This window comes from Glaciimonas soli (assembly GCF_009497155.1).
GTDB classification, from domain to species: domain Bacteria; phylum Pseudomonadota; class Gammaproteobacteria; order Burkholderiales; family Burkholderiaceae_D; genus Glaciimonas; species Glaciimonas soli.
In genome coordinates, this window is sequence record NZ_WINI01000007.1 from 212,311 (window position 1) to 225,428 (window position 13,118).

A 13,118-nucleotide genomic window follows, 5' to 3' on the forward strand; every position below is an offset into this window, starting at 1 on the left:
TTTTTCAAAGTAAATCCATGACAAAAAATGCCCTAGTTCTCAAAGCCAGTAGCCTGATCCGCGAAGGCGATATCGCCGGCGCCGAATATGCTTTAGTCAATTTAGCGGAAACTGAAGGCGATTACGCTTTGGTCGCCGTACTGGAAGAAATGCCGCCAAAGGATTTGTTGGCAGTAATCCGTGAATTCGACTCCTCGAAAGAATCTGTCGTCAATTTGCTGGTCACGCCGGAGCAATTCGCCCGCGCCGTCATCATCGAAAAGCTGTACGCAGATGTTACCCATGCGCGTTTGCGTGGGATGATGAATGCGGTGTTGTTCCGCGACGATACCAAAACCGGCGACTTCATCGAAGCTATCGGTGACCTTGATGGTGGATATTCGGCTTTCATTGATTACCTGGCCGATCGCGATGAAGAAATTGCCCATTTCGCAGAATTTGATACCTTCAATATTAACTTTACCGAAGAAGCTGATGCCGTTGACAGAGGCGAGGTCAGTGATCATGACTGGAAAGAATTAGCCTGGCTGTTAAAACACGAGCATGCTGATATCTTCGAACAAGTCTGGCCAACGCTGAAAAAACGCAGTAAAGAACGCAAGAAGCGTGAAGCCGAATTGGAACGACTGGAACAAGAAGATGGTTATGAGTTTGGTTTGGGACTTGATCCGGAACCTGTGCATCACCGCACCACTAAACCAGCCGCACTGGCGAAAGCGCCAAGCAAGCCATCTACCCCGATCGATCCTTCGGAAGAATCGGCGCTGTAATTAAGAGTAGCTCTCCTTTCCTGCTTGCAGGAGAGGAGCAGAACAGTAACTCTGTAACCTCCCTGAACATGTCCAAACAACACAGCATTGCCACCATCGACAAGCGCCCTTATTTTGAGAAGGCGTTAGCGTTCGGTGTAAAAAACGCCATCATTTCGCACGAAAAATGCCAGACCATCATCGCTGATGGCGCCAAAGGCACGTTGCAAGTCGCCGATTTTTTCGGCACTAAACATTTGCAATCAGATTTAGAAAATGCACGCTTACGCATTACTCATCTGGTCAGCCTGTATCTCGAAGATCGGTTTGAAGACAACCTGAAACTAGCCGCTGAATCACTGCGTGACAATACGTTTCTGTCGCACTCTCGCGGCGGCAATGAGATGCTCAAAGCATTGCATGCGCTACCCAATTGCACGGTGTTCGGCGATAGCGAAAGCCAGTCGGTAAAGGAGTTTCAGAACGAACACACGCTGAAGAAGCCGTTTTCTCTCAAGGCATACCGGAAAGAACGTCAAGTTCGTCTGGATGCCGAGCTGACCATGCATGCAGCCTTGTGGTTTGCCGAACAGATGCAAGTTGCACAACAATCTGCTTTAGATTTCACCAGCGCCGAAACCGTGATCCGTACAGCGTTATTATTGCGCGCCAGCGGTGTAGAGGAATATGCGAACAACCCACCTACACGCCTGGCCTTTGCGCACGCTTTGGATCACATCCGTACGCAATTTTTAGCGAGCGGGAAATTCAAAATTTCAAAAAAACTGCTGGATGATGTGCCATCAGAATATAGCGCCATAACGCAAAAAGTCCGGCGTGAAATCGAAAAAAATGATGCTTCATTGATCTTAAATGCAAGCATGACGCTGGCCGAGCTAATCAACACAATAGAACTGCGTTACTTCATCGCCGACAGTGGCATGGAAGAAATCGGTAGTTTTGATGCTTTAATTGCTAAAGAGTGGCACAAAATCACTCAAGGCAAAGAAGATCCCTACTCTCGCCTGACGGTGTTTTTATGCCTGGCTGCCAGCATCAAACCAAAAACGACATTATCTGAAACAGAAGCCAGAACCATCATCCGCCAAGTGCGTGAGTTTGGTTTTGATAATGATGCGGTTGCCAGCTTCATTAAAGATGAAGCGCCGTTTGAGTTAAAAGAGAATTTACTGGCGTTGTGGGAAGAGGAATTTCTGCCGGAAGCTGAACAATATTTGCTGGACGAAGATGATTTGAAATACATGTTGGCGCTGAAATTTTTGAAGGAAAATTGCAACATCAAGTCCAAAGACGCGGCGAATAAATAGTTTTATAGCTTGGGTTGGAAAGTCCAACCTTTTTAGACTGCAATGCCCCATCACCGTCATTTCCGCGTTCGCCGGAATGACTGCGGTTAAATTATCGGTGGGCGTTGCATCAGTTACCAAGTATATTCAACGGGACTTCTTCATACTCGCGATCCGCGCCTCTTCCTTAACCACTTTCGCCACACGTCGGCGTCGGGAAACCATAGGATCGACAGTCAAAGGACGATATATTTCCACCCTATCCTGATCACGTAAGGGCGTATCAAGCGATTTTAATTTACCGAAGATACCAACTCTGCAAGTGCTTAAATCGCATTCCTTAACTTCTTCCAGCACGCCGCTTTGCTTAATCGCATCGTGCAACGAAATACCCTCTGGTACCGTGCAGCTGCGCAAAATTTGATGTTCACGGGTGGCATAGCAAACCTGAACAGTTATTGTTGGCGCGGTCATCGTGTTTTATCCGCATAAACAACTTCAGCGCGTTTGCAAAAGGAATCGACGAAACTGTTGGCGATCATGCTGAAAACCGGTCCTATGATTTTTTCCAGGATTTTGTTGGAAAATTCATAATGCAAATTGAATTCTATCTTGCAGGCATCGGCGCGTAGTGCTTTAAAATGCCAGGTGCCGTCCAGATGTTTGAACGGCCCTTCGACCAAACGCATTTTCATCTCGACCGGTGCAATGTGTGCGTTTTCGGTAGTAAATGACTGTTTGATACCATGGTAATGGATATTCAAGGTGGCAATCAAGCTGGTGTCGGTGCGCTCTCGTACCTCTACTCCGCCGCACCATGGCAAAAATTGCGGGTAATCTTCGACCCGATCAACCAGCGCGAACATTTGTTCTGCGCTGTACCCCAATAACACTGTTTTATGCACAACTGCCATTAAATCCCTACCATTTGATAGAATCACAACCTGGAATTTTAACCGAGCAGCAAGCGTTACGGACATTATGAGTATTATTGATAATAAAAAAGCTTTCCACGACTATTTTGTCGAAGAGCGCTTCGAAGCGGGGATGGAACTGCATGGCTGGGAAGTCAAAGCCATCCGCGCCGGGCGTGCGCAGTTGAAAGAGGCCTATGTGATCATTCGCAATGGCGAAATCTTCTTGTTTGGTGCGCACATCAGCGCCCTGCTCAGCGCCTCCAGCCACGTTCATCCAGAAGCGCTACGCTCCCGCAAATTGCTGTTACACGCAGCCGAAATCAGCCGCATGATGATCAAGGTTGAACGTTCTGGCTACACGCTGGTACCGATCAACCTGCATTTCAAGGGTGGCCGGATTAAGTGCGAAGTGGGTTTAGCCAAAGGTAAAAAGCAACACGATAAACGCGCCACCGAAAAAGATCGCGATGCGCATCGTGAAGTGCAATCGGCGATGAAACAACACCGGCGTTAATTATGTTACGAAGTAGGATGGGTAGAGCGCAGCGATACTCATCCTACTATTTTCTACACTTCTAAAAATCACAAGTCGACGCCAATGGCGGCTCACTCTGCGGAACGGTATCCATCTGATGTGTCCCCGCCCTCCGATAATCTTTCACAGCATCATCCACTTCAGCGGGCGACAATACCTGATTGCGGGCATGAAAAACCCAGGCAACATCTTGTTGGTAAACCCGTTCAGCACTGGTATCTGGCAACTGCCCGCCAGGTGAAAACCAAAGATTGAAATTAATCGACATTGGCACCACCGGATAATTGCGACCGCCATTCTCGGTTTGCTGTTCGCCATCCAGAAAAAAGCGCGTCTTGCCGGCTGCCGCTTGCATCACCAAAGTGTGCCAACCACCAGATTGATTACCTAACTTGACGAATTTTTGATGCGGTTGATTGTAGGCTTGCCATGGATTCATCTGTACTGTTTGCCAGGTGACGCTATACAGTCGGCTGTTGACATCACCCCAACCGCCGTTGGGCAAATACTCCCAGTCCATTTCGCTGTACTGCGGATCAAGATCAAAGCGCAACGGGCTGACGGCATAGAAAGTCTGCACCACCACATCACCATTCGGCCCGGTAACAGGTGCATCGGAAAAGCGTATACGGGCGGCGTACGTACCTTCTAGATATTTACGCTGATGACATAGCTGTGCCTGGAATGTGCCTTGTGGCGTGCCGTCGGTGCGAGCTGTTAATCGTAATAAACGACGGCCTTTATTATCCACATCGTCTATCAACGCAATACTATCGGATCCCCATTGCCCACCATCGATACCGGGATGACCACGTTGACCACGAATAATCCAACCGCCTTTGAGCAGCGCTGCTTTGTCTGCATAGTGAAAATCGTCAAAGAATATTTCCTGGCTGGCATGCGCAGCGGATACTAAAGTACTCGCTGCCAACCCACACAAGAGTAGCATGCGTCGCATGTTATCCCTCAACCGCACGCGTCGATGAAACATGCAGCACCGCTCTGTCATGGCGCCCTATCGGCACAATGCGTGACAATAGCAACACCGGTATTGCAGACAGCAAGACCCACAAAAAGAAATGCTGATAGCCCAATGCGGCTTGTATCGCGCCACTCATGATTTTGAACAGCACATAACCGAGTTGCATCACCCCAGTACCCAGTGCGTAATGCGCCATTTGATATTTGCCGACAGCGACTTCCTGCATGATGAACAAAATCAAACCGACGAAACCAAAACCATAGCCAAACATTTCTAAACTCAACGCGCCTGCGATCACACTGAAATTAGTTGGTAAAAAAGTGCTTAAAAAGAAGTATGCAAGGTTAGGCAAATTCATCGCTAAAATCAGAAAGAACATCGCTCGACGTAAGCCTAACCAAGCAGTGAAATAGCCGCCCAGAATACTGCCACCGATGAACGCCACGGTCGCCAGAGTGCCATACAAGGCACCAACTTCCGTGGTGGTTAACCCCAAACCGCCTTCGGCACGCGCAGCGCGCAAAAACAGAGGGCCAATGGTAGTGACTTGGCCTTCGCCTGCGCGGAACAAGATAATAAAAAGAATGGCTAACCAAATACCAGGCTTCTTGAAAAAATCCAGAATCACGTCTTGCAATGTCTTGTAGACACCGCGCATAGAGGTATCAGAACGAACCACATTGTTTGCATTCGGCAGTGCCCAGATATGGTACGCGGCCAATGTGATCATAATGGCGCCAAGCATCCCGAAAATGATGGACCAGGCGTGTGCTACATCCATCCGTTTTTCAAAATAGCCGGCCAATACCACCAATCCGCCTAAAGAAAAAAAGCGTGCAACATTGTAAAAACCGCCTTGCCACCCTGCGTATGCGGCTTGTTGTTTAGCGTCTAAACTGGCGATGTACAAACCATCGGCAGCAATATCGTGGGTTGCAGAAGCAATCGCGACCAACGCCAACAAGGCAATGCTGGCGGCGAAATACGTCGGCAAATGCAGCGCCAATGCCAGCAAACCAAGTGCAGCACCGCCGAGAAATTGAAACAGCAAAACGATGGATTTTTTACTGCGTGCGACTTCCAGAAACGGACTCCACAGCGGTTTGAAGACCCAGACAAAACCAAGTAAGCCAGTCCATAAAGCGATCTGTTCGTTTGCTATGCCCATGCTTTTGTACATCAGACCGGCCATGGTGGCGACCAGAAAATAGGGTAAGCCTTCGGCAAAATACAAGGTGGGAACCCAGGTGATGGGGTGACGTTTTGGTGTTTTTTCGTTATGCATGGTCTCAGTATATTTTCGTTTTTTTCGATAAAACTTTGTTTTAGATACAGCACATACACCTCCCCTCGCCCGCGTCCGGGAGAGGGGATAAAACGCATTACATCATCCCGGCCACAGGCAATTGTCCGTGCGCCTCTATTTCTCCCGTCAACCATGCGCTCACCGCTTGTAACGCAGGCGGTGCAAATCCATAGGACATCACTGCCGGAGCGGCAATATCAAATGCATGAAACGGATTCCACAACGCCAGATGCAATGCTGGTCGCCAGCTGTTACGAACCTGCTCGCTATAACGTGCACGCGAAGTGGAAGCCAATACAGTGATGCGACCATCGGCCGGCAAGGATGGCCAGATAAACGTATCTGGATCAGCAAAGGTAGTCATCTCAACGTCGTAATGCTGGGCCAACATCGCACTAACCACACTGGCAGGCACGCCTGCTTCGGAGACGCCGTCACTGACAGTATCGGTACGCATGACCAGACGGATTTTGCTGCCCACGGGTATTGCTTGTGGATTGCCATGCACTGTCAAACCGCGCTGCCAGGCGCCACGCATCAGTTGGTGATCAGCTGCTTCTGCGGCATAAATGCCGTCGGTGCCGGCGCAAGGGTAAGTCTGCGCCAAACGGTCAAGACGTTGTAAGCGAGTCGCAATTTCTTCCTGGTGGAATTGTCCGGATGCAATCGCTTCAGCCAATGCATCCAAAGTTTCATTTTGCGTGGCTCTGGTTCCCAAAGCCATCACCATATCGGCACCTGCGACAAACGCTTGTACCGCAGCTTTGCCAACGCCATAGCGACCGGCAATCGCATGCATATCCATGCCATCGGTAATAATGACACCGCGATATTGCCATTCTTCACGCAGCAAACCGGTCAGAATTTTGCGCGACATGGTGGCGGGAAATTCCCTATCCAGCGCGGGGTAAACAATATGCGCACTCATCATGGCAGGAGCATTTTTAGTTGCCATGGCGGCGACCTTGAATGGTGCCAATTCAAGCGCGTCTAGTTCAGCTCGAGGCTTATCGACTGTAGGTAAATCGCGATGTGAGTCAACGTGCGTATCGCCATGACCGGGGAAATGTTTGACGCAGCATGCGACACCCTCGGATAAACTACCCTCCATCCATGCCAACGCTAATTCGGTAGCACGTTTGGGATCGGAACCGAAAGAGCGTTCGCAAATCACTGGATTCGCCGGGTTGTTGTTCAAATCCAGTACTGGTGCAAAATTCCAGTTAAATCCCAAGGCTTTAACACCTCGCGCTACCGCGGCGCCGACGGCATACGCCAACGTCGTATCATCGGCAGCGCCCAGCGACATTGCCGCTGGCGGTGCGGGTACCCAGGTTGAGCGCACCACCGCACCGCCCTCTTGATCTATCGCGATCAACGCGTTTTCCCCCATCACCTCGCGCAAATCTGCAGTCAATTTTGATAGTTGTGCGGCATCGACCATATTCTGGCGGAACAGACAAATGGCGCGGATCTGATTGTCGCGCAAAAAATCGGCGGTCTCTGCATCCAACACCGTATTGGGGATGCGGATCATGATGAGCTGGCCAGCTAGCTGGCGCGGATTTAAGGACTTAATTTCTGTGTTCATATCAATTCGTTTCTCTGCATTTGTGCGTTCTGCATTATCTACTTTTTCATCGAAAAACAGAACGGAGTTGGATGGATGGAGCGCTGTGATACTCATCCGCCATACCGCTTTTCCTAACTCTCAATTCGTCTTCGTTACCTTGTTCAAATGGCGCGGCTTATCCGGGTTCATTCCACGCGCAATCGACAACTGTGCCGCCATCACATAGAACGCTTGTATCGCCACTATCGGGTCTAAATCTGGTGTTGCGGCAATCGGCAAGGTCAAATCTCGTTCGACTATATCGTCGGGTGCTGCCAACAATACGCGTGCACCACGACCGCGCATTTCGGCAGCAAGCCTGATCAGGCTATGTTGTGTCGGGCCACGTGGTGCAAAAATCAACAGCGGATAACCTTCGTCTATCAACGCCATCGGACCGTGCTTAATTTCTGCACCGCTGAACGCCTCTGCTTGTATCGCCGACGTTTCTTTTAATTTGAGTGCAGCTTCTAACGCAACAGGAAAACCAGTGCCGCGTCCCACCACCATGATTTTTGACGATGGAGCCAATACGTCGATGGCTTGCGACCAATCGCAGCAGGTCGCTCTATGCAAAGCTTCCGGTAGCTCTGCAATTGCATCTAAAAATGCGGCATCATTTTGCCAGTGACCGGTCAGTCGTGCAGCCGCAACCAGACTGGTAATAAAACTTTTGGTGGCTGCGACACTGAGTTCCGGCCCGGCATGCAAGGGCATCGACCACTCAGCACCGTGCGCAAGAGGCGATGCGGCATCGTTAACCAAGGCAACAGTCGTTGCACCACCTTCGCGAAAATAACGTATTGGCTCGATGACATCGGGACTTTGCCCTGATTGAGAAATCGCAATAGCAAGGGTAGCGCGAGTCTGCAAAGGTGCATTACAAAGCGTCACCAGAGACATTGGCAGCGATGCCACTATCCGCCCCAAACGCGCCATGATCAAATAAGCGCAATAATTTGCGGCGTGATCAGAACTGCCGCGGGCCACGGTCAATACCGTAGAGTGCTGTGCCGCACGCAAATGCTGCCCTAGTTCGGTATAACGCTCTCTATCTGCGGCCAGTTGTAACGCTACATATTCCGATGCCGAGCACGCTTCTTTCAGCATCAGTGAACTGTATGTTGGTAAATTACTGGCCATTGAGCCTTGTGGCGCCAAACTGCATATCGGTGAGACCAATCTGTTCCCCTTCAACATATACTGCTTTTAAATTGAGTTGTCGATCCAGCACAACTACGTCGGCAAAGCTGCCTTGAATTAAGCGCCCACGATCATGCAGACCGAGATGATCTGCTGCGTATGTGGAAACACGACGCGATGCATCCTCTATCTCCAAACCCAGCGAAACCAGATTGCGCAGTGCCTGATCCATGGTCAGGGTGCTGCCTGCCAAGGTTCCATCGGCCAAACGCACTCCTCCCATACATTTGTGCACAATCTGGCGCCCCAGCATATATTCGCCGTCTGGCATGCCGGTGGCAGCGGTAGAATCGGTAACACAATATAAATGCGGGATTGCGCGCAATGCGGTTTTAATCGCCCCTGGATGTACATGCAGCAAGTCGGGAATCAGTTCGGAATATTGGGCGTGTGCCAACGCAGCTCCAGCCATTCCCGGTTCACGATGATGGAAAGAACTCATCGCATTGAACAAATGCGTGAAACCAGAAGCGCCGTGCTGCAAAGCCTGGACACCGTCTTCGTAGGTGCCTGAGGTGTGGCCTATCTGCACTCTCATACCGGCATTGCTTAGCACACGTACCAGCTCCAGATGACCGCTCATTTCCGGTGCCACGGTGATTAATTTCAGTGGCGCTAAAGCACTCAGACGCTCCACCTCTGCCAATGTCGCTTCCTGTACGTAATCCGGTTGCGCACCGAGTTTGTCGGGGTTGATATAGGGACCTTCCAGATGCGTTCCCAACACGCGTGCAGTCCCGGGCTTACGCTCCCAACATGCGTGGCCGATTGCTTTGAGCGCCTGTTCCAAATCGCCAGGCGGCGACGTCATGGTGGTAGCCAACATGCTGGTAGTGCCGTGCTGCGCGTGAATTTTCGCGATGGCGTACACCGCATCGCCAGCATCCATGATGTCTTTGCCACCGCCACCGTGCACGTGCAAATCAATAAATCCCGGCAAGATGTAATCGTCGGCGTTGTGGTCGGGGTTGACTGTCAAACCGTTAACTTCGGCAATCCTATCGTTGAAATACATTGTCCCGCTAACCCAACCGTGCGGCGTCAGGACATTACCTGTCAGTTTTCCATGCAAATTATTTTGCGCTTGTTGTACGCTGTTCATCTACGCAACTCCGCGACGAAATCATAGTAATCACTACGACAATACGAATGCGACAGTTCAATTGCCATCCCATTTTCCAGATAGCCAACCCGCGTGATATGCAACATCGCCGCGCCTAATTTGATCCCGGCTAAACGCGCCTGATCCGCATTGGCGTTGACGGCGCGGATATGCTGTAAAGCTCTGGTCGGCGCACGACCATGTTCGCCCAAATAGACATATAAAGAATCTGTCACCGCTTTTGGATCCGGTAAATAAAGTGCTGGAATAGTAGTCGTTTCTATCGCCATCACTACGTTATCAGCCGTACGCAAACGCTTTAAGCGCGATACCGCAGTATTGGGCGATAAGCCCAGTGCCAGAATTTCTTCGGCGACGGCAATCCCGCTAGTTCGGACCAGCCATTGCGATCCCGGCTGAAATCCGCGTTGTCGCAATTCTTCACTGAAATTGGTCAGACGTGACAAGGGCTGCTCCAATTTGGGTGTAATGTAAGTACCTGATCCGCGGCGACGTGTCAGCAATCCGCGATCACATAGAATATCGATGGCTTTACGCGCCGTCACTCTGGAAATACTCAGTGAGTCGGACAATACGCGCTCTGAAGGCAATGCTTCGGCAGGCTGCCAAAGACCTTCAGCAATACCGGCCGAGAGTTTGTTTGCCAGCTGCAAATACAAAGGGGTGACGCTATCGTTATCAGGTTTAAAATCACGAAGCTGGGCTAACATGGTGTTTTCCTTTAACTTTCACATGATCACTGCTGAATCGGTTTTTTTGAATCAATTTTGATGCATACCGGCGTGACAAAGCCACCATCATCAACGCGGTATTATTATTTTTGTTCCTGATGTTTCAACGTGCGTTCCATTTTTCAGGTACAGCACTGCCCGAGCATGCGACAGATCACCTGTCGATACTTACGCGAGTACCAAAATGGGAAATTCTTCTTATGACGGCGCGTTGTGTATTGCTGCTAGCGCTGCTTTGTAATTGTTGCCGTTGTCGGCATTACTTGTGTCGTTGTCTCTGTTCATTCAACGTCACCGTCATAAGGGATTTATCGCTACTGACTTGACTTACTGCTTACTGCTTACTGACTTACTGGACGACTAAGTTGTATTACCCAATATCGCGCTAAATCTGCGGCGCCATCAGTACCTTGCACCGTTTTGAACATGTTGATGGCATCTGCTTTGCGACCAGCCATGGCATAAGCAATACCGGTGTGAAGTTTGGCCTCATCGGGACGTTTCAAATCATCCTTGTGCAAACCCTGCTCCATCAAATTCAGGCCCTGATCAAATTTACCTTGTGTTACGCAGTCGTAACCCGCATTAATCAGGCCAATGCCCGTTTTTCCTGTCGCGACACATTGCTGTGACTTTGCTAACTCAAAAGGCATTTTCAACATACCGGATTGCGACTTTTGCGCCAATATTTTTTGCGATTCTGCCGAAAAGCCTTTGGCATTGGCAAGCTGTGCAACATCACTGTACTGTTTCGCGTTATCAAGTGGTCCAACCGCTAGCTTGAGACGATAAACATCCAACAAGTAAGCGTCGGAGAAACCTGGCTGCAACTGCACCCGATTTAACAGGAAATCCCAATATTGCTTTTCAGGATAATAAGTCGCGATCTTCTCAATTGCAGCCGCATAGCCAGCGCTTTTATCACCGTGCAGTTGTTTTTCACAGTTGATTAGCATTTTGAGCTGATCTGCGCTTGGCGCATTTCCAGCTTTTTCTTGTGCAGCGATGTCTGCGCTTATTTCTGCTTCAACTTTGGCAAATTCGTTATTTTGATAATAAGCCTGAATCAACATATTGCGCGTTTTGGCGTCGGTGCCGCCTTCCTTGAAGTAACGCGTGGCAGTGCTGATTGTTTTTGGGTAGTCTTTAACTTTGTAATATTCTTGCGCCAGTGTCTGGATATAGACACTTTGCTCTGCTGCCGGCAAGCGGCCAGTCGCAATCACCGCTTCGAGTGATTTAATCGCAGTGATATCGTCACCAGTGGCAGCTGAAAGCAGTGCCATCATACGATCTATGGAAAATGCTTCAAATGGGGTTAGCTCTCCAACACTATCAGCCAGTCGTACTTGTACCAGTGCATCCGCATAATTTTTCTGTTTGATCAGCTCTTGCGCAGCATTCAGTGGCTTACCGACTTCTGGTCGCACTGTCTCTACTTTGGCGGGCGCTGTCGCCGCGGCCTCTGCTGCATGTACGGAAGTCATAACTGCAAAGCTGGTGAAACTAATTGCGGCCACTATCAGGCCAAGGTGCGTAAGGCGAAGCTTGGACATTATCTTTAACTTTTTTTAATGGATTTCTAGACTGTCCCTCTCGCCCATTTTCTGGGGAGAGGAACAAAACACATACATCTGCTAACTGAGTAGCAACTCAGACAGGTTTTTTAGTTGGTGTACTGCTCGTTACCAACCATACCAATCTTAGTAACGCCCAATCTTTGTGCCGACGCCATTACTGCAGCAACATCCTTATAAGGAACTAACTTATTAGGGCGCAGATGCACTTCTGGCTGATCAGGTGTCGCAGCAACATCTTTCAACTTTGCTTCTAATACCGTACGATTCGGGATATTTTCACCGTTCCATATAACAGTACCGTCAGGGGTCACGTCGATCGTGATCACCAATGGCTGCGTCAATGGCGGAGGTGGATTTCCCACCGGCATATTCAGTTTAATTGCGTGATTCTGAATAGGGATCGTGATAATTAACATGATGAGCAATACCAACATCACGTCAATCAACGGCGTCATATTCATTTCCATCATCACTTCAGGTTCTTTATTGCTGTTACCTGAACCAATATTCATGCCCATGATTTATTCCTTCGTCCTGTTATTGAGTCGGGGATAGAGCTAGACCAACGCTTCGCTCTGCTCTATCCCAGTGCACTAATGCGCTAATTTAACTGCGATTAGCCGCCACGCGCAGGTGGTTCTGTAATGAAACCAATCTTCGCGATTTGTGCACGCTGTGCTGTGTAAATCACTCGTCCAATATATTCATATGGCGTGGCTTGATCGCCGCGAATATGAACTTCTGGTTGAGGCACCATCACAGCGACCTTGGCTAACTTATTGAACAAAATATCGGTACTTGGAACATATTGCTCATTCCAAAATATCTTTCCCTCTTTATTCACTGCGAGGTTGATATTTGCCGGATTTGTCTTATAAGGATTAACCGTTTCGTTCGGCAGTTTCACAGGAATTGTATGTGTCACCACTGGAATCGTAATCAAGAAGATGATCAGCAAAACCAACATGACGTCAACTAGTGGTGTCGTGTTGATCGTGCCGATGACTTCGTCTTCGCCTTCATCGGAGCCGAGTTGCATTGCCATGATTATTAACCTTTACTTTACTTTGCTT

At 49.3% G+C, this 13,118-nt stretch carries 14 protein-coding genes; 3 read left to right on the top strand and 11 right to left on the bottom strand.

What is annotated here, in order from left to right; all coding sequences use genetic code 11:
• Positions 1–17: 17 nt before the first annotated feature.
• Complete coding sequence (locus tag GEV47_RS13200) at positions 18–770, top strand: hypothetical protein (protein WP_153235228.1); 753 nt, start codon at positions 18–20, stop codon at positions 768–770.
• 68 nt (positions 771–838) lie between these two features.
• Complete coding sequence (locus GEV47_RS13205; protein ID WP_153235229.1) at positions 839–2,077, top strand: hypothetical protein; 1,239 nt, start codon at positions 839–841, stop codon at positions 2,075–2,077.
• A 126-nt stretch (positions 2,078–2,203) separates the two neighbouring features.
• Here GEV47_RS13205 and GEV47_RS13210 read toward each other — a convergent pair whose 3' ends face one another.
• Positions 2,204–2,530, bottom strand: coding sequence for an RnfH family protein (locus GEV47_RS13210; RefSeq protein ID WP_153235230.1), 327 nt, complete (start codon positions 2,528–2,530; stop codon positions 2,204–2,206).
• Positions 2,527–2,970, bottom strand: coding sequence for a type II toxin-antitoxin system RatA family toxin (locus tag GEV47_RS13215; RefSeq protein ID WP_153235231.1), 444 nt, complete (start codon positions 2,968–2,970; stop codon positions 2,527–2,529). The genes GEV47_RS13210 and GEV47_RS13215 overlap by 4 nt, the downstream gene beginning before the upstream one ends.
• A 67-nt stretch (positions 2,971–3,037) precedes the next feature.
• Here GEV47_RS13215 and smpB point away from each other — a divergent pair, with 67 nt between their 5' ends.
• Entirely contained in the window at positions 3,038–3,487 is a 450-nt protein-coding gene (gene smpB, locus GEV47_RS13220; RefSeq protein ID WP_153235232.1) for an SsrA-binding protein SmpB, read from the top strand.
• 61 nt (positions 3,488–3,548) lie between these two features.
• On the opposite strand, the gene GEV47_RS13225 is transcribed toward smpB, so the two are convergent.
• The 9 genes from GEV47_RS13225 to GEV47_RS13265 all read right to left on the bottom strand — a co-directional run bounded on the left by GEV47_RS13225 (position 3,549) and on the right by GEV47_RS13265 (position 13,090).
• Entirely contained in the window at positions 3,549–4,466 is a 918-nt protein-coding gene (locus GEV47_RS13225; protein ID WP_194270665.1) for a glycoside hydrolase family 16 protein, read from the bottom strand.
• Between the two features lies 1 nt (position 4,467).
• The gene (locus GEV47_RS13230; protein ID WP_153235234.1) at positions 4,468–5,775 is read right to left on the bottom strand and encodes an MFS transporter; all 1,308 of its coding nucleotides are present in this window, start codon (positions 5,773–5,775) and stop codon (positions 4,468–4,470) included.
• A gap of 97 nt (positions 5,776–5,872) precedes the next feature.
• Positions 5,873–7,387 carry a beta-N-acetylhexosaminidase gene (nagZ, locus tag GEV47_RS13235; protein ID WP_228124704.1) on the bottom strand — a complete coding sequence of 505 codons (1,515 nt, stop codon included), beginning with the start codon at positions 7,385–7,387 and terminating at the stop codon, positions 5,873–5,875.
• Positions 7,388–7,507: 120 nt separating this feature from the next.
• Positions 7,508–8,551 carry an SIS domain-containing protein gene (locus tag GEV47_RS13240; RefSeq protein WP_228124705.1) on the bottom strand — a complete coding sequence of 348 codons (1,044 nt, stop codon included), beginning with the start codon at positions 8,549–8,551 and terminating at the stop codon, positions 7,508–7,510.
• Complete coding sequence (gene nagA, locus GEV47_RS13245; RefSeq protein ID WP_407646246.1) at positions 8,541–9,713, bottom strand: N-acetylglucosamine-6-phosphate deacetylase; 1,173 nt, start codon at positions 9,711–9,713, stop codon at positions 8,541–8,543. The genes GEV47_RS13240 and nagA overlap by 11 nt, the downstream gene beginning before the upstream one ends.
• Positions 9,710–10,444, bottom strand: a complete 735-nt coding sequence (locus tag GEV47_RS13250) for a GntR family transcriptional regulator (RefSeq protein ID WP_153235235.1) — start codon at positions 10,442–10,444, stop codon at positions 9,710–9,712. The genes nagA and GEV47_RS13250 overlap by 4 nt, the downstream gene beginning before the upstream one ends.
• A 362-nt stretch (positions 10,445–10,806) precedes the next feature.
• Positions 10,807–12,021: a hypothetical protein gene (locus GEV47_RS13255; protein ID WP_153235236.1), complete on the bottom strand. Its 1,215-nt coding sequence runs from the start codon at positions 12,019–12,021 to the stop codon at positions 10,807–10,809.
• A 110-nt stretch (positions 12,022–12,131) separates the two neighbouring features.
• On the bottom strand, positions 12,132–12,563 hold the full coding sequence (locus tag GEV47_RS13260) for an ExbD/TolR family protein (protein ID WP_194270666.1): 432 nt from the start codon (positions 12,561–12,563) through the stop codon (positions 12,132–12,134).
• A gap of 98 nt (positions 12,564–12,661) precedes the next feature.
• Positions 12,662–13,090, bottom strand: coding sequence for an ExbD/TolR family protein (locus tag GEV47_RS13265; protein WP_153235237.1), 429 nt, complete (start codon positions 13,088–13,090; stop codon positions 12,662–12,664).
• Between the last annotated feature and the right edge of the window lie 28 nt (positions 13,091–13,118).

Excerpts from the sequence above, each read along its gene's own strand:
- GEV47_RS13200 (WP_153235228.1), top strand. The coding sequence starts at position 18 with ATGACAAAAAATGCCCTAGTTCTCAAAGCCAGTAGCCTGATCCGCGAA.
- GEV47_RS13205 (WP_153235229.1), top strand. The coding sequence starts at position 839 with ATGTCCAAACAACACAGCATTGCCACCATCGACAAGCGCCCTTATTTT.
- GEV47_RS13210 (WP_153235230.1), bottom strand. The coding sequence starts at position 2,530 with ATGACCGCGCCAACAATAACTGTTCAGGTTTGCTATGCCACCCGTGAA.
- GEV47_RS13215 (WP_153235231.1), bottom strand. The coding sequence starts at position 2,970 with ATGGCAGTTGTGCATAAAACAGTGTTATTGGGGTACAGCGCAGAACAA.
- smpB (WP_153235232.1), top strand. The coding sequence starts at position 3,038 with ATGAGTATTATTGATAATAAAAAAGCTTTCCACGACTATTTTGTCGAA.
- GEV47_RS13225 (WP_194270665.1), bottom strand. The coding sequence starts at position 4,466 with ATGCGACGCATGCTACTCTTGTGTGGGTTGGCAGCGAGTACTTTAGTA.
- GEV47_RS13230 (WP_153235234.1), bottom strand. The coding sequence starts at position 5,775 with ATGCATAACGAAAAAACACCAAAACGTCACCCCATCACCTGGGTTCCC.
- nagZ (WP_228124704.1), bottom strand. The coding sequence starts at position 7,387 with ATGAACACAGAAATTAAGTCCTTAAATCCGCGCCAGCTAGCTGGCCAG.
- GEV47_RS13240 (WP_228124705.1), bottom strand. The coding sequence starts at position 8,551 with ATGGCCAGTAATTTACCAACATACAGTTCACTGATGCTGAAAGAAGCG.
- nagA (WP_407646246.1), bottom strand. The coding sequence starts at position 9,713 with ATGAACAGCGTACAACAAGCGCAAAATAATTTGCATGGAAAACTGACA.
- GEV47_RS13250 (WP_153235235.1), bottom strand. The coding sequence starts at position 10,444 with ATGTTAGCCCAGCTTCGTGATTTTAAACCTGATAACGATAGCGTCACC.
- GEV47_RS13255 (WP_153235236.1), bottom strand. The coding sequence starts at position 12,021 with ATGTCCAAGCTTCGCCTTACGCACCTTGGCCTGATAGTGGCCGCAATT.
- GEV47_RS13260 (WP_194270666.1), bottom strand. The coding sequence starts at position 12,563 with ATGGGCATGAATATTGGTTCAGGTAACAGCAATAAAGAACCTGAAGTG.
- GEV47_RS13265 (WP_153235237.1), bottom strand. The coding sequence starts at position 13,090 with ATGGCAATGCAACTCGGCTCCGATGAAGGCGAAGACGAAGTCATCGGC.